This is a genomic window from Liquorilactobacillus satsumensis DSM 16230 = JCM 12392, assembly GCF_001435195.1.
Classification (GTDB): domain Bacteria; phylum Bacillota; class Bacilli; order Lactobacillales; family Lactobacillaceae; genus Liquorilactobacillus; species Liquorilactobacillus satsumensis.
In genome coordinates, this window is the sequence record NZ_AZFQ01000034.1 from 158,581 (window position 1) to 185,221 (window position 26,641).

A 26,641-nucleotide genomic window follows, 5' to 3' on the forward strand; every position below is an offset into this window, starting at 1 on the left:
AGATCTCTTCCTAACATTTTTTAATTCAAAACACGCAAGAATTCCGCACGTAATTGATTGTCTGTATCAAAATTACCGGTAAAATAGGTAGTCCGTGTCGTCGAATTACTTTTTTTGACGCCCCGCATCTCAATGCACATGTGCCGGGCATCTACCACCACCGCAACTCCCAGCGGATCTAAAATGTCCGTTAAAGTCTCCGCCACATCACTCGTAATCTTTTCCTGCAGGCTTAACTTGCGGGCTACAAAATCCACCAACCGCGGAATTTTACTCAATCCGATAATCTTCCCATTTCTTGGGATATACGCAACGTGAGCTTGCCCAAAAAAGGGCAGCATATGATGTTCACACATTGAATAAAAAGGGATATTTTTGACAAGAACCATTTGGGAGTTGTCTTTTTTAGGAGTCGCAAAAATTTTGTAATCTTGAAATTCACTTTGCTTTTGCGAAGAGAAAATCTCTTGGTACATTTTAGCGACACGTTGGGGAGTCTCCTTAATCCCTGCCCTTTGCGGATCATCTCCGATTGCCTGCAACAACTCCGTGACAGCCTGTTCAATTACTGCCATACTATCCTTTTTTTGAGGTACTTTGGTAACCTTTTGCTGCGGTTCTGCTTGTTCTAAAGCCGCAATGCTCTCTGTGATCTGCTTAAAGTAAGGTTCAGTTTGCGGATAAATATCCAGCAATGGCCGCAATACAAACAAACGTTTGAAAGTTTCTTTGTGCGGAACAATCAAATCTTGACTGTTAAGCCGTTCAGTTCCCCAAAAAATAATGTCAATATCTAATGTCCGCGGTCCCCAATGAACCTTCCGTACTCGTTGTAGCGCAGCCTCAATCTGATGAATAATTTGCAAAAGTTTTGCCGGCTGATAAGTGGTATAAATTTTAGCAGCCACATTTAAAAACATTCCTTGTTCAACTCCCCCAACTGGAGAAGTTTCATAATAATCAGAAACTTGATCAATTATTATCTGGTGATCATTGCCCAAATATGTGAGGGCCTTTTCGATATTTTCCTGTCGTGCACCCAGATTGCTGCCCAAACTTAAATATATACTTTCCATCTTACTGCTCCATCTCTATTTCAACATTATCTAAAATTCCATCAATTGGAACACCCAGCTTCTTTACGCTAACTTTGACTGTTGCAATTTTTGTACGTTCAATTTTCTTAATTTCTTTGATAATTGTCAAAGCTAACGTTTCGATTAAATCAACTCGACTGTCTTTAACAATTTGTGCAATCGTAGCATAAAAGTCAGCATAATTAACAGTCTTTGCCACTTGATCATCAAGAGTTGCTGGATCGATGTTTAATTTCACCTCAAGATTGATCTCAATTTTTTGGCCCAATTTTTTTTCTGCTTGATAAACACCAATATGACTGTAAAACCTCATGCGGTTGATTCTAATTGTATACATGTTCTTCCCCCTTCTTGATTCACGATCTCGTTACAGCAAAAAGGGCACTTCAGCATAAAAGCAGAAGTGCCCAGGCGGTCGACGTGATAGAGTTATACTCCGTGTGGTTTACCCACTTCCGCCAGTAATACAACTCTCGCTGTCTTTCAAATTAGCATTGTTCAATTTAATTGTCAATATTTTATCTGAAGTGTACAAAACCCTATAGATTAGCGTCAGGTAACGCGGGTAACTGAACTTGTTATTATTCACATTCAATCGCTGTGGACGATGCACTGAATCACCTAGTCCTTGACATCAAACCGATTCGCATCTTTTTTCAAGACGCCAGCCACGTTCTTCAGGTCCGCAACATGATTTGTAAACTCTTCACTTGTTGCAAGCACTTCTTCAGAATTTGCCGAAACTTCTTCAGCACCTGCTGCATTTTCCTCAGTGGAAGCCGAAATATTTTCTATATTTTTCAAAATTTTGCCTTGGACATCCTCAATCTTCTTACTTGCACCGTGAATGACTTGAATCCCTTCCGTAATCTGCTTGGTGCTATCTGTGACTTCACGTGTTGATTCACTTGCACGTGCCAAGATATCCGTTAAGCGTTGACTATCTTTGAGTGAAGCGTTTGTTTGGGTGACCATCTGGGTAGACTGTTTGCGAATCTGCAACACAATTTCTTCAATCTCTTTAGTCGATGACTTGCTCTGATCCGACAATTTACGGATCTCGGTTGCAACAACTGCAAACCCTTTGCCAGCATCCCCCGCTGAAGCTGCTTCAATTGAGGCATTCAACGCCAGCAAATTAGTTCGCTGTGAGATCTCATTGATCACACTGATAATCTTGGTAATATTTTGAATCTTGTGGTCCATCGTCTGGACTTGTTCGAGCGTGCCTTCCATCTTTTCCAGCTCTTCACTCCAGCCATCACCAACGCTGCCCGCAATTCCTATATTTTCATTATTCAATTCATCCGCTTTTTCAGCCTGTTTGTTTAATTGTTCAATTCGCATATGCATGTCTGCAATGATCTGTGATAATTCTTGCAATTGACTGACACTTTCACCAGTTTCCTGAGCCTGTGAACTAGTAACCTCCGCAATCCCCGTAATTGTTTGTGCGACTTCTTCCATTGCCTTGGCTGTCTGTTTAGACAAATCCAATAAAGTATCAGAGCCATTGGCGACTTTGTCACTTTCCTTTTGGACTTTTTGAACCAGCACACCAACTGCTGCAATCATATTGTTATACTTGAAAGCTAGACGCTGCGTCTCGTTTCCATGCGCTAAAGGCCAAATGAACTGATTGATCTTTTTAGTAAACCAATTCTTATTCTTCAACTGCTGCGGGTTAATCTTTAATAAGTTGCCCTGCTCAGCTTTTCCAAAGTAGTCAATCAAAGTCCCGATCATCCGCTTAACGCCCTGAGTAACAACGACTGCTACTGCAATCACTATTACTAACACAACTGCAGAAATTATCAGCGAAGAAATTACCAACGATTGTAGCTCGGGAGTCAGTTCATTTGCTTTAAGCTGGGCAACAGCAAAAATTCCATTGTTGACGTCTGCATCTCCATTATCATAGGTAGCTGTCTCAACCGCAGATTTACCCTTCAATAAGATATTGCCCGCTTTTTGCTTATTCTGTTTAATCTGCTTGAATAACTCTGACTGGCTAATATTTGTATTTACTAAGGATTGATTTTTGGCGGCTAATACAACCCCATTACTGCCAACCAGCATTGCATTCCCTGTTTGTCCAATTGCCATTTTTTGCAGTTGCGCTTGGACATCATCATACAACACATTAAAGGCCAAGACTCCGGTTTGCCCCTTCGAATTACTGAACGCTTCAGCAATAAAGACGACATAACTGTTAGTCTTAGAATCGAAAAACGGTTTGGTCCAATAGACGCTCCCCTTGTGTGCGAGAGCTCCTTTATACCAAGCTTGTGTTTTAGGATCTTTGGCGACCAATGAACCTTTATCATTTGTCACAGACTGTCCATTTGGCATTACAAAAACCGTATCAGCCATAATATCGTTCTCGATTTCTGCTGAAGAGATTGTCTGCTTGATCTCTTCTTTGTTAAAATCATTCTTAAAAACGGCTTGTTGAATCAGGCCCGTCAATGCTTTTGTAGCGGAGACATTCAACGAATCGCGGCTTTTGAGAACCATCTCAACAGCTGCTTTGCGGCTTTGTGCCGTCCGCTTCAGTAATAACTGTTCTGTACTGTGATAAGAACTAGCCAGCATGATCAAAATTGGAATTAACCCCATTGCGATCAAGCCAGTTATAATCACTTTCGCGATACTTTTATCTTTATTTTTCATAATATGGTAAACAATCCTTTCATCCCGTTATTTCCTTGATAGAAACGTACATTATTATTAAATCGGAACAAACTCTCATTTTTTTAATGGCAGCTGCTTTTTTTCTCTAAAAAAACTAATTCTTATTATTTATTTTTTGTTATCCTTAACCTCTAAAATTATTATTTATAGTTAACCTTAAAGCTAATTTGATGGCATAGCCGTCTAAACCTAAACTGCACGCAAACTAAAAAAACGGCGCTCGCGCCCGTTAAATTCGCAGCATATAAAAAACTAAGGAAGTGTGAACCTAAGTTGTTAGTATTCAAATTTTGACTTGGCGCACACGTTTACGCGCCTTGAATAAAGGAATGAGGGTAGAACAAAATGCATTTAGTTGGCAAGCATTAATAGCGTTGCCCAAATAATTTTGGAGTAGAATTGTCTGACAAGGTTAAGTGCAGCTAACTGACTTTTGGTGCATGTTTCAGCACTAGCTGTTTGGAAATAAGGGACAAAAAAAGAGTTTGCGACTTTTGTCCCAAACTCTCCTTCTTACTTTTTATGTGCCTCAATTTTCAGCCAGATTTCCATCTTAGCTCATGTAGTTCAATACCGATGTCTGCATGATCTTGGTGCCCATCGCCAGAGTTGCTTGATAGGCAGTCATTTGATTTTGATATTCCATATACTTTTGGGCAACATCCACATCCTGCTTATTTGAAAGTTCTTCTGTCAGATTTGTTTTTTCAGTTGTGTTACGAGACTGCGCAGCCGTTAAACGATTCTCTAGCGCGCCAACTTGGGAACGCACTGTTACAAAGTTCTCGCTGTAATTATCGATTCCCTGCAAAAGATTTCCTGAAAGCGCGGTTTTATCATTAGAATTCAGGGCAGTAATCAGACTGTTGAAATACGTTCCGAGATTTTGCGGCTGAGTACTCGTGCCAGTTTCGTTCATTAAAGTATTTCCGTTTGCTAAAAGATCAACTGAAACTCCATTCGAAATTTCTCGTGAAAGATTCTGCGATGTTCCATTGTACTTCAAGCCCGTAATGTCACCTGCACTGTTTTTTTGCACCTCGAAAGGAACCGTCGTGGTATTTTCGCCACCAAAAATGTAGCGCCCATCAAAGTTAGTATTCAAAGTATCAACTAGCTCTGAAATACTCTGTTGAATCTCATCTTTATTAGCGGCGACTTCATCAGTTCCCGAAGTTGCCGTGGCAGATGACTGCACTAACGTCCGAATACGCGAAAGCGAGTTGCTGACACTGCTCAGTGCTGAATCTTGGACTTGAGACCAAGAAAGTGCGTCCGAGATAGTAGTTGAGTACATCGAATTTTGTGCAACTGAGTTATTTAAATCCATGATTTTCGAAGCAAGCAACGGGTTATCAGAAGATTTACTGATCTCCTTAAAACTTGATAACTGATCCATTGACTTTTGGACCTTGCTGGAATTGGAACTTAGATTCTGCAAAAAATCGCTGTATGTAATATTATTAGAGATTCTCATCTTTTTCTAAACCCCCGTTCTGTTGATTAAGGTATCCAACATCTCAGAAACAACCGAAAGTAACCGTGCATTAGCTTGAAAACCCTGTTGAAAGCGAATTACATCCGACATTTCTTCGTTTAAAGAAACCCCAGAAGTCGATTCGTTTTTATACTCAAGCTGATTAAGCACTGAAAGCTGTGCAGCAGAAGTATTATCAGCCTGCTGCTTGGAAATCCCATTTTTGGTAACCATATTATTGAAAGCCGATGCAAAAGTTTTACCACTGGTTTCTTGCGTAAACTGCATTGTTGTCTGATCGTAGCTTGCAAGCTCAGTCGTCGACACTGGATAACCGAATTTAGTAGTCGCAAGCTTAGAAATTGCCAGTGCGCGACTGCCATCTCCTGTTGCAGCAGTCTGTCCCGCAGAAATTGTGGTGGGATCACTAACCAGCGCCTCATTGACTTTAAAATTCTCAGCATAATTGGCGGAATCATTTCCAATTTCAAAAAAGCCGCTGTTGCTTTGCTTACCATCAGTAAAAACTGTATTGGTGGTCTTAGCAACCGTTTCTGCAAAATCATTCAATTCTTGCAAGCGATCTTGGATCTCATTGGCTGAATTCTGCAATCCACCTAACGTTCCTGTTGAAATCGTCAATGGGCTGTAGGTCGACTGGTCAGCAGTCGTTCCTGCTTTTGTTAATAAAATTGTTCCTGCCGGATAAGCGGTTGTAATCGTAGTCTCGCCGTTAACGGTATTCCCATCTTTGGCAACTGTACTCTGCCCTGTCTGGCTTCCCACGACTACGCTTAACGTTGCCTGAGTGTCAACAGTCAAAATATCCTGCCCATCACTTTGGACAAAAGCGCGTCCGTATTTATCTGTAGTGGTGGTGATATTTGCGAGTCCCGAAAGATCTTTCAATACTGAATCACGCGAATCCAAAAGATCATTCGGTGTTTCACCCTGACTTGTCAGCTTGTAGATTTGTTCGTTCAAATCCTTCAGTTGCGTGACTTTTTCGTTAAAGTCTAATGCATTTTTGGCAACATCTTGAATTGTATCAGATTTCAATTGATTAATATTCGTTGCCATTCCACGCAGCGTATCTGCAAATGTACTGGCATTTTGAATTACCAGCGTCTTGGCCGTGCCCAGTTCCGGATTATTAGCAAGTTGCGTCCAACTGCTAGTCAATGTCGATAATTGAGTCATCAACCCATTATCCGAAGGTTCATTAAACATATCTTCCAACTGTCCGAGCGTATCTGACTTCTGCTTGGAAAACTGATATTGTGAATTGCTGTCGCGAATTTGTCCCCGGACAAAATCATCAACGATTCGCTCTACTCCGCCAGACTGAACTCCCGTCCCAAGAGTCCCAACTCCTGGCAGACTATAAGGCGTGCTCGTCTGCAACAGCACTCTTTGCCGAGAGTAACCATCTGTATTCGTATTGGCAATATTGTGGCTGCTCGTCTGCAGTGCAACCTGATTAGCGGACATTCCGCTCGTCGCAGTGCCCAATGTTCCAAATAGTCCTACCATTCAACAAAATCCTCCCTTACGCTAGACTTCACGATCAATCATTGCTGTTCGCTGTGTATCAAAGACTTCTGCGTTCTTAGAATAAGTTCCCGCAGGATTCTTAAGATTAGCTTTGACGGCTGCCATCAACATCTTTTGATATCCGATCGCCTGTTGTGTTAATAACGTATTTTCTACTTGTTGTACTTTGATTTGACGCAACAGTTGCCGTGTGTCAGCGGAAATTTCCCCTTCATAATTCTGCAGCAGTGGTACAAACTGCTCCTTTTGTGCGACTAATGCTAACAATTCCTCAGCTTGATCTTTAATTAGGAACTGCTTTTCCCGCTTAAGAATACGACTGAACTTTTTCAGTTGCACTTGAAATTCAGTTTCTTGCATCCTCTAATCTTCCTTTTGTTCAGCATTCAAACCCAACATCTGATCGGCAATTTCTGCAGCTGATACTTGGTAAGTGCCATTTTTAATCGCATTTTTTAACTGGTTGACTTTTTCCACGTCAACACCTGTTTCAGCACTTGCTGCTTTCCTAATTTTTTGTGCATTCTCTGATAAGGTCACTTGTTCAGCAGTAGCCGACTTAGCAGCTTTATCGGTCTTCTTGCTGTTCAATTGCTGCCCTTGTTCAATTTGTTGATAATTATTATTTTCTTGATAGCGTTCAATTTTCATCGCGTCCACTCCCTTCAAAAAAGTCTCACATTTTACATATCGGCAGAATTAAAAAAAGTTAAACCGGTAGGAATAACTTTTTTTGACTTTCATTTTAATTTTACAATTTTACGTGGCTAATCCTCAAGGTAATTGACGCGTTGCTTATTTAAGCCGGTGAATTCGTTGACTCGGTGATAGAATATTAGTGATACGAATTCCAAAGTTCTCATTAATCACTACAACTTCACCTGTTGCAATTGGCTTACCATTCAACAAAATCTCCAAGGGCTCATCCGTCAACCGATCAAGTTCAATCACTGAACCCGAATTAAAGGAAAGAATGTCACGAATCGTTTTTTCACTGCGTCCCAAAACCACGCTAAGATTAAGCGGCACGTCCAGCAATAGATCCAGATTGTCACCTTCTGCGGCCTTATTTTCTTCTAATTGTTGAAATTCAGGTTTGCTGACTTCAACCACCCGCTTAGACTGTCCTGTTACACTCGCTTTTTTAGGTGCCGCGGCTGCGACATCTTTAGGAGCCGGTTTCTTTTCCGGTTGCTGAGTCTTTGCTGCAGTATCGTCACGTTCAATCACAGTTGCTTTATCAGAGAGCAATGCATTTGAGATATCTTTGACCATATCTTCAGTAAAGATTTGCATGATTTCACTTTCAATTAGACCTTCAACAGAAAGTGAAAATGAAATGCGATAGATTTCCTCTGCTTTGACAATCCCTTTATACTCGATATTTGAAGCATCTTCCCAGAGCTTCACAGAAGGAGGCAGAATGTCAACTTTCTTGTTGATCATTGTTGCCATCGAAGTTGAAGCAGAACCAATCATCTGGTTCATGGCCTCTGCGACTGCACTTAACTGCAGTTCGCCAAACTCATCTGATGTTGGATTTCCATCTCCACCCATCATCAAATCAGCAATCACTACGGCGTCTTTAACCTCCAGCAAAAACAGATTTGAGCCTGCAAGGCCTTCTTTGAATTCAACAATTGTTGCAACTTTAGGCGCATTAACGCCCGCTAAAACCTCTTCAAACTTCAATTTTGAAACTCGCGGAGTTGTAATGCTGACTCTGCGGTTTAAAATCGAGGAAAGCGTTGTTGCTGCCTGCGACATTGAGATATTACCGACTTCACCGATAATATCCTGCTTGGCTTTTTCATCAATCCCGGTGTCTTGGTGTTCGTCTTTAGCAGACGCGTTCCCAGCCATCAGTGCATCGACCTCTGCTTGTGATAAAGTGTCACTCATTGTCTTGTTCTCCCTCCAACTTATCGATAAGTTCGACCGCTAGTTGTTGATTTTTCTTCCCCAGCTTAACCCTGTAAAAAGGGCTGCCTTCAATATATGAATTCAACGGTTCCGTTATCTTGCGGTCCAATTTGATAACATCGCCCACTTCTAGGTGTAATAGGTTCGCCAATTCAAGCTGCGCATTTCCCAGCAAGACTTCCAACTGCAGCTTAACGTCATTCATCCCTTTTTGCAGCTTCTTTTCTTCACTTGCATCAAATTCGTGACTGGTATCAAACCAGCTGCGAAAACTCAGCTTATCAGTGATCTCATCGAAGAAAACGTACGGGATGCACAGATTAACAAACGTTGCAACTCCGGCAATATTAGCAGTAAAAGTTACCATAATCACCGGCTCATTAGGGGACATATTCTGCAATAATTGCGGATTGCTACTCAGTCCCTCAACTTTTGTCTCCAGCTTGACAATTTCACTCCACACATTTTGAAAGATCTTGCCAAATTCTTGCACAACTTCCTCAAGCACAGCTAGCTCAATGTCGGTGAACTCTTTTTTTTCATCGATCTTATCCAGAGCACCAATATTTTTCTTACCATCAGGTCCACCACACAGCAACTCAACCAGTAACATGCACAATTGTGGATTCATCTCCAACAGTTGCACACCCTTAAGCGGTTCGGAATGAAATTGCCCGATGAGAGTCACCCGCGGTATCGAATGGACGAATTCATCATAACTGACCTGTTCAATCGAAGCGAGCTGAAAGTTAGCATTGGTGCGCAGCAAAGTTGAAAAGGTATTACTGCTCACTTTTGAAAAGTCTTCGAAGATCATGTGCAGCGTATTGACGTATTCCTTCGAAAGCTTCGTTGGCCTTCTGAAATCATAGCTCTTGACCTTTACAGCGTCATTTTCTTCTTCAATTTCTTCTTGGCTGATCTCACCGTTGTCCATTGCTTTCAACAGCGAGTCAATTTCTTGTTGCGTCAATACTTGGTCCACAGAGATCCCTCACTTATCAAAAAATCAATTGTTTCACATCAACAATATTTGCCACATCATCTTTAACAGCCACCATGCCAGCGTAATACTTCCCTTTTGAAGCATCTCCCAATTGAATATCTTCAGGTGTCACATCGACGACCTTGATTACTTCCTCAATTAAAAGCCCTTTGCGTTCTTCTTGATTCTTCATAATCAGGATATTCATATTTTCTGCTGGTGCTTCAATCTCCAACAACTCCGCAAGACCCGTAACAGTCAGGACAGAGCCTCTAAGGTTAATCAGCCCTTTAATCCAATGCGGAGCTAGCGGTACCTTCGTAATTCTGACAGTGTCAATTACTTCTTCTACAGTATCAGCAGCGATTAAATAAAACTGCTGCTTCATTTTAAAGAGAATCATCTGCATCATATCATCTCCTGACTTTTAGGAAAGCGCCTTGTCAAGCGCCTTAATAACGCGTTCCGTATCAAAGGGCTTAACAATAAAGTCAACTGCTCCGGCTTTAATGGCTTCCATCACCATTTCTTGCTGCCCCATCGCACTGCACATCACGACCTTAGCGCCGCCATCAAACGCCTTGATGCCTTTAAGAGCCTCAATTCCGTCTACATCGGGCATTGTAATATCCATCGTTACCAAATCCGGTTTAGTTGCCTGATACTTATCGATGGCTTCTTGCCCGTTTTGCGCCTCATCGGCCACTTCATACCCGTTCTTTTCCAAAATATCCTTTAATTTCATGCGCATAAAAACAGCATCGTCAACAATCAAAACTTTTTTTCCCAATTCAATTATCCCCTCTCAGATTCCTAAAGATTTAACGATCCGGTCAATAACTCCTGTTTCAGGAATTAAAAATAACGATGCATCCAGCCGTTCTTTTGCATACGTAAATTCGTTTCGGATGACCATGATTTGATCGTCATATTGATCCAAAGCTACATAAGCGCTGCTGATAACTGCTCCAAAATAATCATCTTGAATCACCGGCAAGGATGACTGTAACTGCACCTCTAATAATTTGCCGATCGCACCCAAGAAAGAATTTGAAATAATATTTGTCAACTCACTGACCGCCGACATTTTCACTGCTTTGTCGCTGCTGGAACTTCCTAGCATGAGCTCTGCTAACTTAGCGACAGCATCATCTGCCACCACGAACAAAACAATTCCACCATATTCGCCAACAATCCCACTGATAACCGCATGAACCTCAACATTATCAGCCAAGATATCTTGGTACAATTCATGATAACTTAAAATCTTGACCGCCGGAACATCCATCTCAATTTTTCTTGCTACAAGCTTAGAAATACTTGTAGCTGCATGTCCGCCCCCAATATTAATGACTTCTTTCAAGGCGTCTAACTGCAGGCTGGTATATTTCATTTTTGACTTTCCTTCTTACCCTGGCAGATTGAGTTTATGTCCAAGATAAGCGCCACCGCACCATTTCCAATGATCGTTGCTCCCTGATACTTCTGCAGCTTCTGCAAGGCAGCATCCAATTTCTTAATTACAATTTCTTGTTGTCCAATCAGTTCGCTAACTAAAACAGCATGATAGCTATGATCGCTTTTAACAATAATTGCAAATTTTTTAGTAGAAGCTGTATCTGGAATTTGCAGCAGGTGTGCAGTCCGAATCACTGGAATCAGTTCTTCTTGGAAACGATAGACCTCTTGATCAGAAGTCTTGATCAAATCTTTTTCATCATTAATCATGACAACGCGCTCAACCACATCCAGCGGAACGGCAAAAACTTCGGCACCAATTTTAACCATTAAGGCCTGAATGATTGACAAGGTCAATGGTAGTTTAATGATGAATTTGGTCCCCACATGCAATTCTGTCTTCATCTCAAGCGAACCGCCTAGTTCTCCAATCTTAGCCATTACTGCATCCAGTCCGACTCCACGGCCTGAAATATTTGTGACCTTTTTAGCAGTCGAAAAGCCCGGATGGAAGATCAAGTGGATCAATTCATCATCGGACATGCCGGTAGTGTCAATGCCTTTACTCTCGGCACTTTCTTTCATAACCTGCGGATCAAGCCCTTTGCCATCATCTTCTAAGGTAATGTTGACTCGATTTCCTTCTTGATATGCAGATAACTTGATTGTTCCTTTGCGCGGTTTGCCCATCTGCTCACGTACGTCAGGCTGTTCAATCCCATGATCAGCAGAGTTGCGCAGCAGGTGAATCAAAGGTTCGCTCAGTTCTGAAACAACTGTTTTATCAAGTTCAGTTTCTTCGCCTTCAATTACTAATTCCATTTCTTTGCCTAGGTCACGTGCCAGATCACGTACCATCCGTGGAAAGCGCGTGAAGACTACACTAACTTGCTGCATTCGAATCTTTAAAACCAGCTCTTGCAATTCAGAAGTCAGCCGTGAAACCTGTTCAAGCGAATCCTTAACTTCTTCTTCGCTATTACGCTTGCTAGCATCATCAAGCTGATTACGGTAAACAACTAATTCAGAAACAAGATTCAAGAAGCGATCGAGCCTAGTCAAATCAACTCTGATTGATTGATTACGCGCGTTATTATGTGCCGGTTTTTCCCCTTTTTTGCGCGGCTTTTGCACCGGTTTAGGCTGCGCTTTTGCAACTGGCTTAGCAGCAGGCTGAGTTTGCGGTTGCGGTTTCGCCGCTTGTAATTGCGACTTTACAGCAGCCCCGTAATGTTTTTGTTCTGCGAATTCTTCAGCACAAAATGCTGCTAATTCACTGTTGCCTTCAATATTTTGTTTGACCTCGTCTAAATTGTCCTTAGTTAAAAAGACCAATTTGAAGTCTGTCTCAAAGTCGCCATTTTCAAGCAGATCCACACTCGGTTCAGTGTGAATAACATCGCCTTCTTGTTCCAGCTTTTCCATGATTAAAAAGACACGGGGCCCTTTTAATAACGTTCCTGCATCCAGCCTGATGGCGATACTGTAAGCATGGTATCCTTCGGCGGCAGCTTTTTGAATCACATCCAGATCAGCCTCCTCAAGTTGCTCTTGAACACTTGTGAGCGGGCTTTGTGCTGTGCTTGTCTGGGACGCTGCAGTCGTTTTCTTACCAGTTACACTGCTTTCAACTTTCTCCAGTTCAGCCAGTAAATCTTCAATCTGCTGATTGCTAAGTTCTTTTTCATCGCGTAAATCTTCAATCAGTTGCGACAGACGATCTAAACATTTAAAAATCAATGAGATATAATCGCTATTGACTTTCAATTTGCCTGATTTGAAAAAATCAAACATATTTTCCATTTTATGCGTCAACTTGGTCATTACATCATAACCCATAGTTGCCGCCATTCCTTTTAGCGTATGCGCTGAGCGAAAGATCTCATTAACGAGATCCATGTTGTCCGGTTCGCTTTCTAGCTCCAAGACATTATCATTTAGCTGTTGCAGATGATCATCGCTTTCTTCGAAAAAAAGGTCACGATATACACTATTGTCATCCATTAAGCTCACTCCTTTCCCTTTTACACCTTTTGATAAATAAATGAATCCAGTTTTTTAAGACCTAATTGACTGGCTGCATTAATTGTTTCCGTCGCACCGGTAAAAAGAATTCCCCCCGGAACAAGCGCAGCAACCAATTTGCGGTAAACTTCATCCCGTGCTTGCGCTTTAAAGTAGATTGTAACGTTGCGACAGACGACTGCATGACAACTTTGTTCATACGGATCTTGCAATAGATCCTGACGCTTAAAGGTCACCTTACGTTTAAGCTCATTTTTGGCTTCGAAACTGCCATCTGGTAATCTTGTAAAAAAACGCTGCAGCTCAGTTTTAGAAAGTTCATTCACCTCATATTCGCGATAAAGCCCCGCACGTGCCTTGTGTAAGATTGCCTCGTCAATATCCGTTGCGATGATCCGGGCATTGGAACAATTCATCTTGGCAGCAATCATCGCCAATGTATAAGGCTCTGCACCTGTTGAGCAAGCCGCACTCCAGATCTTAGGCGCCTCAAAGTGTGCAAAGATTTCTGTTTTTAACTGCTGGGCAAATGTCTCAAAAATCTCTTTGTTCCGGTAAAAATTGGTCACATTAATTGTTAAATGCTCAATAAAGGCCGTGCGTTCAAGCGCATCTTTTTCAAGCAATCTAGCGTACTCTTCCAACGTCTGAACCTGCGCCTTGTGCATTATATTGACAATTCGCCGTTGCATCTGCCGTTCTTTATACGCGGAAAGTTCGATTCCCAACTGTTTTTGTACCCAATTGTTAAAGAAAGTAAAATTTAGTTCCATTTTTTTCACCCAACAATTCGCCTTAATTTTCTTCCAATCATTTCCAAAGATAGCACTTCATCCACGACCTCATTTTCAATTGCACTGCGCGGCATTCCAAAAACTACACTTGAAGCTTCATCCTGTGCAATTGTATAACCACCGGCCTGCTTGATGGTTTTCATCCCAGCAGTTCCGTCTTTACCCATGCCTGTCAAAATAATTGCCGTTAATGCTGGCCCATAAGCCGCGGCAGCAGAATTAAAAAGATAATCTACTGCTGGCCGCGTCCCATGCAACTTCGGTCGTTGGTCAAGCTTGATGCAACCGGCCGCAAGTGTCATATGCTGATTTCCTGGGCACAGGTACACTTGCGCTTCTATTTTTTCTCCATCGCGAGCTTCTACAACCGTCACTTGAGTTTCTTGATTCAGCCGTGCAGCAAACGATGCAGTAAACTCCTTAGGCATATGCTGTACGATAAAAAGTGGCATTTTTAACTCATCTGGTAGCATCGCAATTAAACTCAAAAGTGCACCGGGTCCACCAGTAGAAGCTCCAATCACAACTGCTTTGGTTTTTTTCTGCAAATTAGGTAACTGCGACGCTGTCACCACAGCTGCAGGCGTTTTACGCTGGATGTGCGGCTGTTCATGATGTGTACTGACTGCTCTAATTCGAGCACAAAAATTATTAATCCATTCTTCTTTGACAGTCATCAAACTGGTTGGTTTTTCAATAAAATCTACTGCCCCAAGCGCTAAAGCTTCTACGACCGTTTTTTGATTAGTTTCTCCTGTCAGCATAATTACGGGAGCAGCAGTCCGCTTTTTTAACTCACCCAAGGTCTCTAACCCACCTAAAACGGGCATCACAACATCTAATAAGATCAAATCAAACTTTGCTTGCGCAACCAACTCCAGCGCTTGCTTGCCATTTCTAGCAGTTGCCGTCAACCTAAAATCTGCTTGAGTTGCTAGAATATCCGTTACGATCTTACGCATAAATATTGAATCATCAACCACCAAGACATCCATCATCTAAGAAACTCCTCATATATATACTATCTGGCTATGAACAAGCCTAACCATCGTCTTGAAATCTTTTAAATCAACGATCATTGTCCTGCCAGTCTTGCCACCGACATGCTCTGCCAGCAATGGAATCTGCAGTGCCTGCAGCATCTCTTTTACAGCTTGAATATTGCGCTGCCCTACATTACCATTTGCAGAAAGCGAGTTGAAGTTAAACATATTAGCTCCCCCCACAATTTTGGCCTTCAAATTGCTGCTTGGAGCACCTTTTTTCAGTTCAGCTACCATCGCGGGTAAGGCTAGGTCTGCAAATTTAGCAGGATTAATTGTTCCTTTTCCCACAAAGGGTTTGCTATCTGGCAACATAATGTGGCTCAACCCTCCGATTCCTACCCGTTCATCATAAATGAAAGTTCCCACGCAAGAACCCAAACCAACTGTGAGCATCTTATCCGGTGAGCTTGCAAGCTTGTAGTCAGCAATACTGACCTTAATTTCTTTTTGTGTCAGTTCCATCGCTGTTTTCGCCTTTTTTAACGGTTGACTTATCCCCATCTGCAGTATTATCCATGTCGTCAACGGTCTGCAACAGCGATTTTTCTTGCCGATTATCAAACAAATACTCAAGATCAAGTGAAACTACCACATTGTCATCCATCTTCAAAAACTTACTCATGTATCCGCGTTTCAAATTTGCTTGTGCCAGCTCATCTTCATAATTTGTCTCAGTTAATGCCGTAATACCCACAATATTTTCAACCAGTAATCCTAGTGACTGTTCTTTCCAATTACACAAGATTACCTTAGTATCATTATCAACGGCAGTTGCCTGTTTAAAAAGTTTGGCCCGCAGATCAATGACAGGAACCATATGCTTTTGGAATTCGTAGGCTCCTAGCACAAAAGCAGGTACTTCCGGTAAAGTAATAAAATTATCTTCTTCAACGACTCTTTTAACGATTTTAACTGGAAGTGCAAAGAGTTGTTCATGACTTTTAAAGATCACATACTGTTCCATGACAGGCGGCTCCTTTCTTGAATTTTTTAAAGCTTGAAACTATCAACTTGGAATTTCAATACATTGGTAATATCTTCAATTTCTTTGACATCTTTTTCAAATTCCTTAATTCTTGCGAAAAATTCTTCAAGATTGGCAGTAACTTCTTCCGTCCCAGCAGAAGTTTCTGAGATAGCAGAAGAAATGTTGCTAACTGACTGGCTGACCATGTCTTTTTCTTCAACGACTCCCTTGACATTTTTTTCAATCTTTTTAATACTGTCGACAAATTTTTCAACAATTTCAGAAACATTCTTGGTAGACGTGATTGCCTTTTTCAGATCTTCAGTCTGACGTTCACCGCTCTCATATGAAGAGTTGATGGAAGAAACCATATGCTGTGACTTCTTTTTAACTGCTTCGATAATTTCACGAATATTTTTGGTGGATTCTCCGCTTTGTTCTGCCAAGCTGCGAACCTCTTCAGCCACGATCGCAAATCCGCGTCCTGCTTCTCCTGCACGGGCAGCTTCGATGGAAGCATTTAATGCCAACAAATTAGTCTGCTCTGACAAATCGGTAATTAATTCAACAATATTACCAATATTTTGCACATCTTTATTCATCTTATCCATCTCGTCAACGAGCTGTGCTTGATTGCCGCGCTCTTTTTCCCAGTTGGATGAAACATGCACCATCATTTCGGAGTTAGTCGCATTGGACTTTTGCGATTCTTCAACATAGCCATTCATCAGTTCAATCTCACGATGAATCTTCTCGATATTTTTTGCTAAAACCTGCATATCACTTGCAGTTTGTTCTGCTTCTGCCGCCTGAGAACTAGAAGCTTCTGCGATACTGTTCATCGTATCTCTAACATTTTCAATCGAATCATTAGATTTTCTTGAGGTTTGCGCTAACGCTGCAGTCATTGTGCTCATCCGATCGCTTTCACTCTTGATGCCGACAATAATCGCAATAAAGGCGTTGGCTAATCCCTTGACGCCATCCTTAATTTTAAAGATCACCTTTTGATCTGACTTTTGCGGAGTCAGTTCATCAAGGTGTGATAAATCTCCCGCAACAACCTGTGCGATATTCTTTTGAACCTTCTCAAGTGCACCTTGGTAAGATGCTCCTCGACTCATCCCCAGTGTTTCACAGGCAATTATGTGCAGTACTAACACGATCCCTGCAAAGATCCAAAACTTCTGTGTCGCAACTGCATTGCCGCTCCCATTGATAACAAGCAAGTATGTCCCTAATAAAACTAAAAATGTGATTCCGACTGGTGCAAGAACGTGGACACGTGGTCCTTGGAACACTTTCAAAAATTTTTTGGACATTGTTGATACCCCTTCCGCTATAAGAAACCATTAGATTTTTTAAGAACCCCTTCTTCGAATAGCTGTTTTGTCAAAAATAGCTTTGATAACGCTATACTGAACTATTCGCTAGTGATCCTCCTTCTTTCATATCGGTAATTATGTAAGAATTTTTAATACGAAAACTACCAGATATAAACATCTTTTGGATCAGCAAAACGCGTAAAGCCACCACGCACTTCATCTCGGACTAGCTTTCCTGCACGCAACTCAAGAACACGTTTGCGCACAGTGTTGACCATTGTACTGTCATGCGTAACCATGATCACCGTCGTTCCCGACTGATTTATTCTAAAAAAAAGTTTCATGATCTCTAATGAAGACTTGGCATCCAAATTCGCCGTCGGTTCATCTGCTAAAACTACTGGCGGCTGATTAACAAGTGCTCTGGCAATTGCAATCTTTTTTTGCTGTCCTAGTGAAAGTTCATTTAAGAAACGATCCTGATAGGCCTCCATCCCAACCTGCTCTAAAACAGCTTGTGCCCGCTCCTTGATTGCAGCTTTCTTTACACCAACTGCTTCCAAACAATAACGAATGTTTTCAAAAACTGAGTAATAGGGAATAAACAAATCGGTTTGCAAGACAATGCCTAATTGACGCCGCAACTTATATAGTGCATGCGCCGGGATCTTTTCTAAGTGCGCATTCCCCATTACGATGGACCCCGCACTCAATTGTTCTTCACGCCAGAGGAGTTTAAGCAGGGTTGATTTACCTGCACCGCTTGGTCCAACAACATAAACAAACTCTCCTTGTGCAACGTCAAAGGAAATCTTTGCTAACGCTGTAATTCCATTCTCAAATTCCTTGCTGACATTCTTGAGCCTAATCATTCGTCACCCATCCTTGTTTATTCAGAAAAGCGGTTGACGGTTCCCAACATGTCATCCGTTGATTGCAATACTTTAGCATTCAGGGCATACGCACGCTGAGTTGTAATCATATCAGCCATTGAACCTGCAAGTTCAACCGTTGAATTTTCCAAAGCATACTGATTAATCGTCCCGAGATTATCTCCGTTGGTGGTTGCTAACAGCGTTCCCCCGTTTACAACCCGATAACGATTATTACCGGCCGTTTGAAGATCTTCCATATTTTGCGGTTGATATAATGGAATCTTGCCGACTGTGGTTGCATTAGCGCCTTCCTGAATGCTAATCGTTCCATCTGCAGCAATCTTAACGTCACCTTGAGGCCACTGTGCCTGTGGGACAGTAGTTGTAATCGCTAACCGGTCCCCAGCTTGATTGACCAGTTCCCCTGCTGCATTCCGTTGAAAATTACCAGCCCTTGTCAGATAAAACTGTCCGCTTTGATCGTATACTCCAAAATAACCTTGACCTGTAATCGCCAAGTCATACGGCGACGAAGTTTTTTTCAGCGCACCTTGTGCTTGGTTAATTGATTCCTGGTCAACTTCCAAGCCGCGATCCAACCCAATCTGCCCTGCATTTTGGCTTAACCCAACTTCATTTTGATTTACTTGATTATTCAGTAGTTCTCGAAAACTAGTATCACGACTTTTGTAGCCCACAGTATCGACATTGGCAATGTTATTGGCAATATTATCAAGACTTTTTTGCATTCCGTTTAACCCGGATCTGCTGGTTGTTAAAATTCCCCCAAGATTCATTTCAGCGCACCTCCTAAATTTTCCCCAACTCGTTAACTGCTTTATTAAGCGTTTCATTGTTCGTGCTCAGTGCCTTCTGATTGGCTTCAAACTCGCGCCCTGTCTGAATTAATGAAACCATTTCATCAGCAGTTGCTACATTTGACTGTTCCAAATACCCATTTAAGACTTGTGCTGTTTGGACGTTATGGGGTGTTTGCGTGGTTGTATAATATGTATTTCCCTGACTTTCCAATTGTTGCGGGTTATCAAAAGCCACAATGCCAAAGGCTGGATTTTGTCCTGCCGCCACCGCAGTTCCTGCAGCGCTCAACACCTGATAACCTTCCTGAGTTACGTATTCATTTTGAGCATTCACTTTAAAATTTCCATTACGTGTATAAGCAGTGGTGCCATTTGGCATTTTGACAGTGAAGTACCCATCATTTTGAATTGCAAAATCAGTCGAACGTCCTGTTTGTTTAAATGCACCCTTTTCAGGATTCAATGCAGCTCCATCAAGCTGGTTTCCAAAGGTAAAATCTCCAATTTCTGTGCGCTGATTGACATTTGGACCGCCTTGATAATTCTGAAAACGGACTTGTTTAAGCGTTGATTGAAAAAGCTTTTTAGCCTGATAACCAGTTGTGTTAACGTTAGCGATATTACTGCTGGCATTTTCCTGCCTTTTTAACAAAACATCGATATTTTGTCTGAGTGTGTCCAATCCGCGTATCATTTCAATTCCTCCTTAATGAGTCCTTTGAGCTTGGAAATCACCTTGCCATGAATCTGTGAAACCCGTGCGATCGAAATGTCTAAGATCTGTGCAATCTCTTTTAAAGTTGCCTCGTCTTTGTAATACAGGCTCAAAATCAATTGCTCGCGTTCCGGCAAACGCTTGATACTTGCAATCAAGGCTTGTCTGCGTTCATTACGCAGTAATTTTTCTTCTCCGCTAACAGTGTGATTGTCAGGCAGAATGTCCGTGAGTGCCATCCCACCGTCTTCATGGGAAAATAGAGTATCTTCCAGTGAAACGCTGGCCAAAAAATGAATGTTTTCATAGACCTCTGATAATTGCCGCGCCGTAATCTTCATTTTGGCACAGAGTTCTTTTTCAGTTGCTTCTCGCTTTAATTCTTGTTCTAATTCCTGCTTTGCATGGTAAAAACGATTAATAGCCGTCATCTTATACCGCGAAATCTTAGCGTGTTTCCTGATCTCGTCGATAATTGCGCCTTTAATCCGAATGCTCGCATAACTTTCAAACGGTACTTTTTTAGTAGCATCGAATTTGCGTAACGCATCCATTAAGCCAATCACACCAATGTTGTAGAGATCACCATACTCGTACTCAGTATTCTTAATAGAAATTCGATTTGCTACTCGCTCTACTAATGGCAAATATTTTAAAACCTCGTCTTCCAGATTCAATTCGTACACAAAAACGCCTCCTTTGCATGCTTTCTCCTAAACGCCCTCTTTACAGACTGACGTTTCCGACTGTTTCGATTGCAAGCTCATTTGGAATTTCATTTAACGAAAGCACTGCCATGTTAGGAAAGTTAAACGAAATTAATTTGCGAAAAGCAAGCCTGATCTTCGGCGATGTTAAGATAACAAATGAAATATTTTTCATCATTAATTCTTGTTGAATTTTATCAACTGCTTCTAAAATACGGTTAACCGCATCCGGTTTGAGCACCGGATACGACCCGGTTGCTGTCTTTTGAATGCTTTGCATGATCAATTCTTCAACCTTAGGATGGATCGTCACAACATTCAAAGAACGATCATCCGCAGCATACTTGGCTGCAATTGTCCGTCGCAATGCCTGTCGGACATACTCTGTCAACTGCTCAGTATCCTTGGTAACTGTTCCATAATCCGCTAAGGTCTCTAGGATCGTCGCCAAGTCATTAATCGGAATTTTTTCCTCAAGTAAGTTTTGCAATACCTTTTCAACTTCACCCAGCCGCAAAATGTCGGGAATCAGTTCATCAATTACGACATTATTTTGTTCCTTAATTCCTTCCAATAACTTTTTAACCTCTTGTCGACCCAAGAGCTCAGGGGCATGCGCAAAGATAATTTCCTTCAAGTGTGTTGCAATCACCGTCAAAGGTTCAATAATTGTAAAGCCTTGCAAATCAGCAGCTTCTTTATCTTTTTCTTCTATCCACATCGCATCAATCTTAAAGGCTGGTTCCTTTGTCGGAATTCCCTTAAATGGGAATTTTTCATCGTTTGGGCTGATAATCATAAATTTATCAGGGTAGATTTCGCCTTTGCCAACCTCATTTCCCCTAATCTTGATTGAATAATCATTAGACTCAAGATAAAGATTGTCTCTAATTCTGACAGGGTGTACAAGGATTCCTAATTCACGCGCAGTTTGCTTGCGAATTGCAATTATTCGGTTCATCAGACTGTTGTCTACAGAACTGTCTACCAACGGAATCAACCCATAGCCGATCTCAATTGCAATCGGCTCAACTTGAAAGGATGAAACAGATTCGTCCTCTTCTTGTTCCTTTTTCTTACGTTGCAAGGCCAGTGTCTGTTCTTCTTTTTTCTGTCTAATATTTACCTTCTGCTCATTTTGTGTCACAAGGGTACTTGCCCCAAACATCAACACCCCGATAATGATGAATGGCAGAAACGGAAAACCAGGAACAACTGCCAAGACCAGTAAGATAACTCCCACAATTCTGAAAAGCTGTGGATAGCGCACAACATCTTTAGCGATATCCAAGCCAAAAGAACTGTTGTTATCAGAGCGTGTCACAATAATCCCGGATGCAATCGACACAAGTAATGAAGGAATTGAACTTACCAGCCCATCACCAATTGAAAGCTTTCCAAATTGCGAAAGCGCATCCGTGATTGCTAAATCACCTTTTAATGAAAAGATAATTGTCCCTGCAATCAAATTCACCAGCGTAATCACAATTCCGGCGATGGCATCACCTTTTACAAATTTACTGGCACCATCCATGGATCCATAAAAATCGGCCTCTCTTTGCAGATCTTTACGGCGTTTACGGGCATCTTGTTCAGTAATCAACCCCGAATTAAGATCTGAGTCAATTGCCATCTGCTTTCCCGGCATTGCATCTAAGGTGAACCGAGCTGACACCTCAGAAACTCGTCCTGCCCCATTGGTAACAACGACCAATTGGACAATCATGATAATGACAAACAAAATAATTCCCACAATGTAGTTGCTTCCCGCTACCACATTGGCAAAAGCCGCAATCACGTTTCCACCATTGCCTTCTGTCAGTATCAACCGCGTCGATGCCATATTGAGTCCCAACTTAAACATTGTTGTCAGCAATAAAAGCGTGGGAAATGTCGTAAACTCTAAAACAGAGTGTGTGAACAAGGTAATCAGCAAAATATTGATTGCGACCGTCAAGTTGATCACGATTAAGACATCCAAGATAACTGCCGGTAAGGGGACAATGATCAGGCCAATGATGCTGACAACCAGAAATGAAACGATCACATCCGCATAATTCAGCTTTCTTTTACTTCTTTTCCTTGCAACCGCCTTGCTCATACGTGCAGTTCCTCCCAATAATTCATCTAAATTTTGTTCTTTTCCTTTTCGTCTAACTGATATACAAGTGCAATGATTTCCGCAACTGATTCATAAAGCTCTGGTGGTACAAATTCACCTGGTTCTACTTGGGCGTAGATTGCATGGGCAACAGGCCGATTTTCGATCAGCGGCACATGTTCCTTGCGTGCTTCAGCCTTCATTCTTTGTGCCAAGTCGTCTTTTCCTTTTGCCAAAAGAACAGGAATTCCTTCTTTTTGAGGATCATACTTGATCGCTAAAGCAAAATGAGTCGGATTGGTGATCAAGACTGTTGCATCTTTAACCTTAGCAATTGCATTTCGAACCATTGCCTGATAACGGGCTTTACGCTGTGATTTAACCTTAGGATCCCCTTCTTGTTGTTTGAATTCTTCCTTAATTTCCTCTTTGGACATTCGCAGATTTTTACGAAAGCTATAGCGCTGATAAAAATAATCTATCAATGCTAAGACAAGTAACAGCAGGGCTACTTTAAAAGTCAAGGCTTGGGCGAAATTCAAAACAAAAAGTAAGACCTTGGGTGTTCCAACGCTACTGAGATTCAACATAATTGGAATATTATCCATAAATTCGCGATAGCAAAAGTAAACAATGATTCCAAACTTAGCTAAGGTCTTCCCCATGTTAAAAACCGAGCGCAAGCCCAGCATTTGTTTGAAACCATTCACAGGATTTAACCTTTTAAAATCAGGTTTTAATGGTTTGGTCGAAAACAAGAATCCTGTCTGCGCAAAATTCGCAAGAAAGGCCACCAGCACGCTCAAGATCATGAAGGGCGCCGCCAGGAAAAAAATCATCAGGACTGCTTGAACAGCAATCTTAGGCAGATCCCGATACTGGACCTTAAAAGCTGCGACTTGTTCCAAAAATTGTGTCAGGTAAGGCAAGTAATGTTCAATCACAAATTCCCATGAGGGCAACAGAACCAGCGAAAAAACAAACAGAGCTGCAGCCGCACTTACTTCTTGGCTTTTAGGAACCTCGCCACGTTTGCGGGCATCCCGTAGCCGCTTAGGTGTGGGACGTTCAGTTTTGCCATCTTTACCTGCCATCTTTTTTCAACCCCATTTATCTAGATGCCTTTACAAAGTCCAAAATATTCGCAATTCCGCCTGCAATATTATTTGCCAAAAAATCAAGCAAATTAGGCAGTACCAGCAAAAAAAGCAAGATTGCAACTGCCGTTTTGATGGAGAGACTTAGCATTAAAATATTAATTTGCGGAATTGAACGTGAAATCACACCCAGCACAATATCAATTATCAAAACTGCAATCACCAATGGTGCAGCTAAACTCAACGCCATCACCACCGTTTTTTCGAATAACTCTACGACTCCTTCGACGGTTGTCCCTTTAAGAACCGCAGTCCCAAGTGGTACGATTTTGAACGACTCCATCAATCCCAAGATCAATTGATGATGCAAGTTCAACATGAAAAAAACAGCAAGTGTTAGCCAGTAGTACAGCTTGCCAAATTGCGAAGCAGCGACCTCCATCGTTGTGTCATAGGCTTGCGCCATTGAAAATCCGACTTGAAAGTCGATCATCTCACCTGCCATCATGACTCCACTGAAAACCAGTTGGCTGAGATAACCCATTGCCAATCCAAAAAGAATCTCTTTAAGTGCAATCACTCCAAAAAGCAGCAGCGAGCTAATCTCTTTAAAATCACCAACTGCCGGATACGCTGCAATTACCAGACTGCCACCCACCACTATCTTGGCTAAATTAGGAAAACCACGCTGCGAAAAAACTGGGCTAATTGCAAGAAAAGATGCTATGCGGCAAAGCAACAAGGCACCCAATTCAACTGCAACCATCTTCTAACACCTCACATTTTCGCAATCATTTTAAAAATTGACTTAGTAAATTCCAGCAAGATGGTCAGCATAAAATTTCCTGCCAGCACCAACGTAATAAAGATTGCAATTAACTTAGGCACAAAGCTGAGGGTCTGTTCCTGAATCTGGGTGGTTGCCTGAAAAATACTAATAATCAATCCCACTACCATTGCAACTCCCACGGCAGGGCCGGCAATGATCATGATCCGAATGAAGGCATCCCGAATAACCTGCAAAACAACTTCAACTGACATGCCTTTTCCCTCAACTTTCTTGTTAGTAAAAACTTTTGATTAGTGACTCAACCAACAGATACCAGCCGTCTACCATTACAAACAATAAAATCTTAAACGGTAAAGAAATCATCACCGGCGATAACATAACCATCCCCATTGACATCAAGATACTGGAAACTACCATGTCAATAATCAGGAACGGGATGAACAATAAGAACCCGATACTGAAGGCCGTCCGCAATTCACTGATGATAAAGGCAGGCGTGATGACCGTCAACGGAATTTTCTTGTAGGACTTGTAATTGTGCTTATCTTTTGAAACATCTAAGAAAAGCTGAATGTCTTTTTTACGTGTTTGCTGATACATAAACTGCTTAAGCCGGTCTTCCGAACGTGTAAATGCCTGTTGTTGGCTAATTTCTTGCTTGTTGTATGGCTGAATTGCATCTTGATATATATCTGTATAAACAGGACGCATTGTAAAGAAAGTTAAGAAAAGCGCCAATCCTAATAAGACTTGATTGGGTGGATTCTGTTGGGTTCCCAAGGCACTTCGAACAAATGAAAGGACCATGATAATGCGCGTAAAAGAAGTCGTCATTACCAACAAAATCGGTGCAACTGACAGCACAGTCAACAACAAAAAAGTATTGATTGTACTATCCGAACCCGAACCGTTGCTCAATAAATTATTGACCGTTGACGTGACATCGTTGGTAGTAACCGCAAAGGCTGCCCCGGGCAAAAAGAACATTTTCCAAAACACAAGATTAATCCCGGCAAATACCAGCGCAATTCTTTTCTTCATGCTCATTTCCTCTTCCTGTCCGCCTGCAATTTAGTCACCATTTCTTTTAGAACCACTGCAAAATCCGTTTTTTTAGTTGGAGACACGGCGATTGAGCGTAAGAAACGGGCTGACTCCTCTGCTGTTAGCTCTTTGATAATCTGATTCTGCTGCTCAGAAAAGCTCATCACATAATACTTATCAATAATCTGTACAATTCCAAGTGCAGAAGTTTTGCTAACTGAGATTTTTTGTAAAATCCGAAAAGTGGCATTCCGTTGATTAGAGTAGCGATTGAGCAATTTAAGTGTGATATTGATCAGATAAATGATTACGACCAAAAAAATGATCGTTTTAAAAACTGAAAAATAAATATCCATTCTTTGATCCTCTTTGCTTACTGAACGACAAGGTCTGTGATATATACCTGCTGTACAATTTTTTCACCATAAGCACGGTTAATGGTATCCTTCAACTCATTTTTAAGTCGCGGAATACTATCTGCCGCCCCCAGAATGTCGCTGGCCTTCTTTTGACGCAAGACGTTAATCACACTGTCACGTACAAGTGCAACATTTTTATTCACAGCAGTACTATCATCCTCATTTGCCACCAATAAAGAGATCGTTAATTGCGCATATTGTTGTTCATTTGAATTGCTGCTTGCAAGATTTATCAGAAATTTTTTAACGCCTACAATCTTTTGTTTCTCGGAAACCGTTGCAGCACTTTTAGTTGCTGCTTCAGAAGTGTTGTTGTTAAAGAACTTGGCTGCAACATAGGCACCCCCGACACTCCCGCCAATTGCAAAAATCAATATAATCGGGAGCACCACCAACCAATTGACTCCCCTTTTTTTCATCTCTTCATCTTTTTCTTTTGCCATAATTATCCAACTCTATTCCTTTTCTGCTTGTTCACAGTCCAACCCCCAATTATGCTGATAGATCTTCCTGCGGTATGCGATGATCAATTCAACGACTGCACTTGCGGTTTCCCTGACAATCAATGTTTTTCCATCTGTCAGTGTAATTACAGTATCCGGAGTTGCTTCAATCCGATAGATCAGATCCGGATTTAAAAAGAAACTTCTGCCATCCAGTGCAAGTAGCTTAATCATGTAAACATCTCCCCGGTTACTATCAAAATCAAACCCCAACTGTCAAATCT

General features: G+C 41.6%; 30 protein-coding genes and 1 riboswitch. All 30 genes read right to left on the reverse strand.

Annotated elements, in window-relative coordinates; genetic code table 11:
• Positions 1 to 20: 20 nt before the first annotated feature.
• The gene (gene folE / locus FD50_RS04605) at positions 21 to 1,076 is read right to left on the reverse strand and encodes a GTP cyclohydrolase I FolE (protein ID WP_056960591.1); all 1,056 of its coding nucleotides are present in this window, start codon (positions 1,074 to 1,076) and stop codon (positions 21 to 23) included.
• 1 nt (position 1,077) lies between these two features.
• Positions 1,078 to 1,434: a dihydroneopterin aldolase gene (gene folB, locus FD50_RS04610; RefSeq protein WP_054756424.1), complete on the reverse strand. Its 357-nt coding sequence runs from the start codon at positions 1,432 to 1,434 to the stop codon at positions 1,078 to 1,080.
• 61 nt (positions 1,435 to 1,495) lie between these two features.
• Positions 1,496 to 1,573: riboswitch (ZMP/ZTP riboswitch) on the reverse strand.
• Positions 1,574 to 1,718: 145 nt separating this feature from the next.
• Entirely contained in the window at positions 1,719 to 3,770 is a 2,052-nt protein-coding gene (locus tag FD50_RS04615) for a methyl-accepting chemotaxis protein (protein ID WP_056960592.1), read from the reverse strand.
• A 574-nt stretch (positions 3,771 to 4,344) separates the two neighbouring features.
• Complete coding sequence (flgL, locus tag FD50_RS04620; protein ID WP_056960593.1) at positions 4,345 to 5,268, reverse strand: flagellar hook-associated protein FlgL; 924 nt, start codon at positions 5,266 to 5,268, stop codon at positions 4,345 to 4,347.
• Positions 5,269 to 5,274: 6 nt separating this feature from the next.
• A complete protein-coding gene (gene flgK, locus FD50_RS04625; RefSeq protein ID WP_056960594.1) occupies positions 5,275 to 6,801 on the reverse strand; it encodes a flagellar hook-associated protein FlgK in 1,527 nt (508 codons plus the stop codon).
• A gap of 21 nt (positions 6,802 to 6,822) precedes the next feature.
• The gene (locus FD50_RS04630) at positions 6,823 to 7,182 is read right to left on the reverse strand and encodes a hypothetical protein (protein ID WP_056960595.1); all 360 of its coding nucleotides are present in this window, start codon (positions 7,180 to 7,182) and stop codon (positions 6,823 to 6,825) included.
• A 3-nt stretch (positions 7,183 to 7,185) separates the two neighbouring features.
• A complete protein-coding gene (gene flgM / locus FD50_RS04635; protein ID WP_054756416.1) occupies positions 7,186 to 7,473 on the reverse strand; it encodes a flagellar biosynthesis anti-sigma factor FlgM in 288 nt (95 codons plus the stop codon).
• Between the two features lie 144 nt (positions 7,474 to 7,617).
• Positions 7,618 to 8,724 carry a flagellar motor switch phosphatase FliY gene (fliY, locus tag FD50_RS04640; RefSeq protein WP_054756415.1) on the reverse strand — a complete coding sequence of 369 codons (1,107 nt, stop codon included), beginning with the start codon at positions 8,722 to 8,724 and terminating at the stop codon, positions 7,618 to 7,620.
• Complete coding sequence (fliM, locus tag FD50_RS04645; RefSeq protein WP_056960596.1) at positions 8,717 to 9,730, reverse strand: flagellar motor switch protein FliM; 1,014 nt, start codon at positions 9,728 to 9,730, stop codon at positions 8,717 to 8,719. Before fliM ends, fliY begins: the two co-directional genes overlap by 8 nt.
• 16 nt (positions 9,731 to 9,746) lie before the next feature.
• Positions 9,747 to 10,139 carry a chemotaxis protein CheW gene (locus FD50_RS04650; RefSeq protein WP_056960597.1) on the reverse strand — a complete coding sequence of 131 codons (393 nt, stop codon included), beginning with the start codon at positions 10,137 to 10,139 and terminating at the stop codon, positions 9,747 to 9,749.
• 18 nt (positions 10,140 to 10,157) lie between these two features.
• Positions 10,158 to 10,520 carry a response regulator gene (locus tag FD50_RS04655; protein ID WP_054756411.1) on the reverse strand — a complete coding sequence of 121 codons (363 nt, stop codon included), beginning with the start codon at positions 10,518 to 10,520 and terminating at the stop codon, positions 10,158 to 10,160.
• A 15-nt stretch (positions 10,521 to 10,535) separates the two neighbouring features.
• Positions 10,536 to 11,123, reverse strand: coding sequence for a chemotaxis protein CheC (locus FD50_RS04660; protein ID WP_056960598.1), 588 nt, complete (start codon positions 11,121 to 11,123; stop codon positions 10,536 to 10,538).
• Complete coding sequence (locus FD50_RS04665; protein WP_056960599.1) at positions 11,120 to 13,192, reverse strand: chemotaxis protein CheA; 2,073 nt, start codon at positions 13,190 to 13,192, stop codon at positions 11,120 to 11,122. The genes FD50_RS04660 and FD50_RS04665 overlap by 4 nt, the downstream gene beginning before the upstream one ends.
• A 20-nt stretch (positions 13,193 to 13,212) precedes the next feature.
• Positions 13,213 to 13,986 (reverse strand): CheR family methyltransferase, encoded by a 774-nt coding sequence (locus FD50_RS04670; RefSeq protein ID WP_056960630.1) that lies wholly within the window; start codon positions 13,984 to 13,986, stop codon positions 13,213 to 13,215.
• 5 nt (positions 13,987 to 13,991) lie between these two features.
• The gene (gene cheB, locus FD50_RS04675; RefSeq protein ID WP_187328401.1) at positions 13,992 to 15,005 is read right to left on the reverse strand and encodes a chemotaxis-specific protein-glutamate methyltransferase CheB; all 1,014 of its coding nucleotides are present in this window, start codon (positions 15,003 to 15,005) and stop codon (positions 13,992 to 13,994) included.
• A gap of 12 nt (positions 15,006 to 15,017) precedes the next feature.
• Positions 15,018 to 15,515 carry a chemotaxis protein CheD gene (locus tag FD50_RS04680; RefSeq protein WP_056960600.1) on the reverse strand — a complete coding sequence of 166 codons (498 nt, stop codon included), beginning with the start codon at positions 15,513 to 15,515 and terminating at the stop codon, positions 15,018 to 15,020.
• Positions 15,490 to 16,017 carry a chemotaxis protein CheW gene (locus tag FD50_RS04685; RefSeq protein ID WP_054756405.1) on the reverse strand — a complete coding sequence of 176 codons (528 nt, stop codon included), beginning with the start codon at positions 16,015 to 16,017 and terminating at the stop codon, positions 15,490 to 15,492. Before FD50_RS04685 ends, FD50_RS04680 begins: the two co-directional genes overlap by 26 nt.
• A 26-nt stretch (positions 16,018 to 16,043) precedes the next feature.
• A complete protein-coding gene (locus FD50_RS04690) occupies positions 16,044 to 17,342 on the reverse strand; it encodes a methyl-accepting chemotaxis protein (protein WP_056960601.1) in 1,299 nt (432 codons plus the stop codon).
• Positions 17,343 to 17,506: 164 nt separating this feature from the next.
• Positions 17,507 to 18,217 (reverse strand): cell division ATP-binding protein FtsE, encoded by a 711-nt coding sequence (locus FD50_RS04695; RefSeq protein ID WP_056960602.1) that lies wholly within the window; start codon positions 18,215 to 18,217, stop codon positions 17,507 to 17,509.
• A gap of 17 nt (positions 18,218 to 18,234) precedes the next feature.
• Positions 18,235 to 19,017, reverse strand: coding sequence for a flagellar hook-basal body protein (locus FD50_RS04700; RefSeq protein WP_056960603.1), 783 nt, complete (start codon positions 19,015 to 19,017; stop codon positions 18,235 to 18,237).
• A gap of 13 nt (positions 19,018 to 19,030) precedes the next feature.
• On the reverse strand, positions 19,031 to 19,735 hold the full coding sequence (locus FD50_RS04705; RefSeq protein WP_056960604.1) for a flagellar hook-basal body protein: 705 nt from the start codon (positions 19,733 to 19,735) through the stop codon (positions 19,031 to 19,033).
• Positions 19,732 to 20,442, reverse strand: a complete 711-nt coding sequence (locus tag FD50_RS04710) for a sigma-70 family RNA polymerase sigma factor (RefSeq protein WP_054756399.1) — start codon at positions 20,440 to 20,442, stop codon at positions 19,732 to 19,734. Before FD50_RS04710 ends, FD50_RS04705 begins: the two co-directional genes overlap by 4 nt.
• A 40-nt stretch (positions 20,443 to 20,482) precedes the next feature.
• A complete protein-coding gene (flhA, locus tag FD50_RS04715) occupies positions 20,483 to 22,564 on the reverse strand; it encodes a flagellar biosynthesis protein FlhA (protein WP_056960605.1) in 2,082 nt (693 codons plus the stop codon).
• A gap of 26 nt (positions 22,565 to 22,590) precedes the next feature.
• Positions 22,591 to 23,658 (reverse strand): flagellar biosynthesis protein FlhB, encoded by a 1,068-nt coding sequence (gene flhB, locus FD50_RS04720; RefSeq protein WP_056960606.1) that lies wholly within the window; start codon positions 23,656 to 23,658, stop codon positions 22,591 to 22,593.
• 16 nt (positions 23,659 to 23,674) lie between these two features.
• A complete protein-coding gene (gene fliR, locus FD50_RS04725) occupies positions 23,675 to 24,427 on the reverse strand; it encodes a flagellar biosynthetic protein FliR (RefSeq protein WP_054756397.1) in 753 nt (250 codons plus the stop codon).
• A gap of 11 nt (positions 24,428 to 24,438) precedes the next feature.
• On the reverse strand, positions 24,439 to 24,702 hold the full coding sequence (gene fliQ, locus FD50_RS04730; protein ID WP_054756396.1) for a flagellar biosynthesis protein FliQ: 264 nt from the start codon (positions 24,700 to 24,702) through the stop codon (positions 24,439 to 24,441).
• Positions 24,703 to 24,724: 22 nt separating this feature from the next.
• A complete protein-coding gene (fliP, locus tag FD50_RS04735; protein ID WP_235803440.1) occupies positions 24,725 to 25,438 on the reverse strand; it encodes a flagellar type III secretion system pore protein FliP in 714 nt (237 codons plus the stop codon).
• A gap of 56 nt (positions 25,439 to 25,494) precedes the next feature.
• On the reverse strand, positions 25,495 to 25,851 hold the full coding sequence (locus FD50_RS04740; RefSeq protein ID WP_056960608.1) for a flagellar biosynthetic protein FliO: 357 nt from the start codon (positions 25,849 to 25,851) through the stop codon (positions 25,495 to 25,497).
• A 17-nt stretch (positions 25,852 to 25,868) separates the two neighbouring features.
• On the reverse strand, positions 25,869 to 26,357 hold the full coding sequence (locus FD50_RS04745; protein WP_056960609.1) for a flagellar basal body-associated FliL family protein: 489 nt from the start codon (positions 26,355 to 26,357) through the stop codon (positions 25,869 to 25,871).
• A 12-nt stretch (positions 26,358 to 26,369) separates the two neighbouring features.
• Positions 26,370 to 26,591, reverse strand: coding sequence for a flagellar FlbD family protein (locus FD50_RS04750; RefSeq protein ID WP_056960610.1), 222 nt, complete (start codon positions 26,589 to 26,591; stop codon positions 26,370 to 26,372).
• Positions 26,592 to 26,641: the final 50 nt, after the last annotated feature.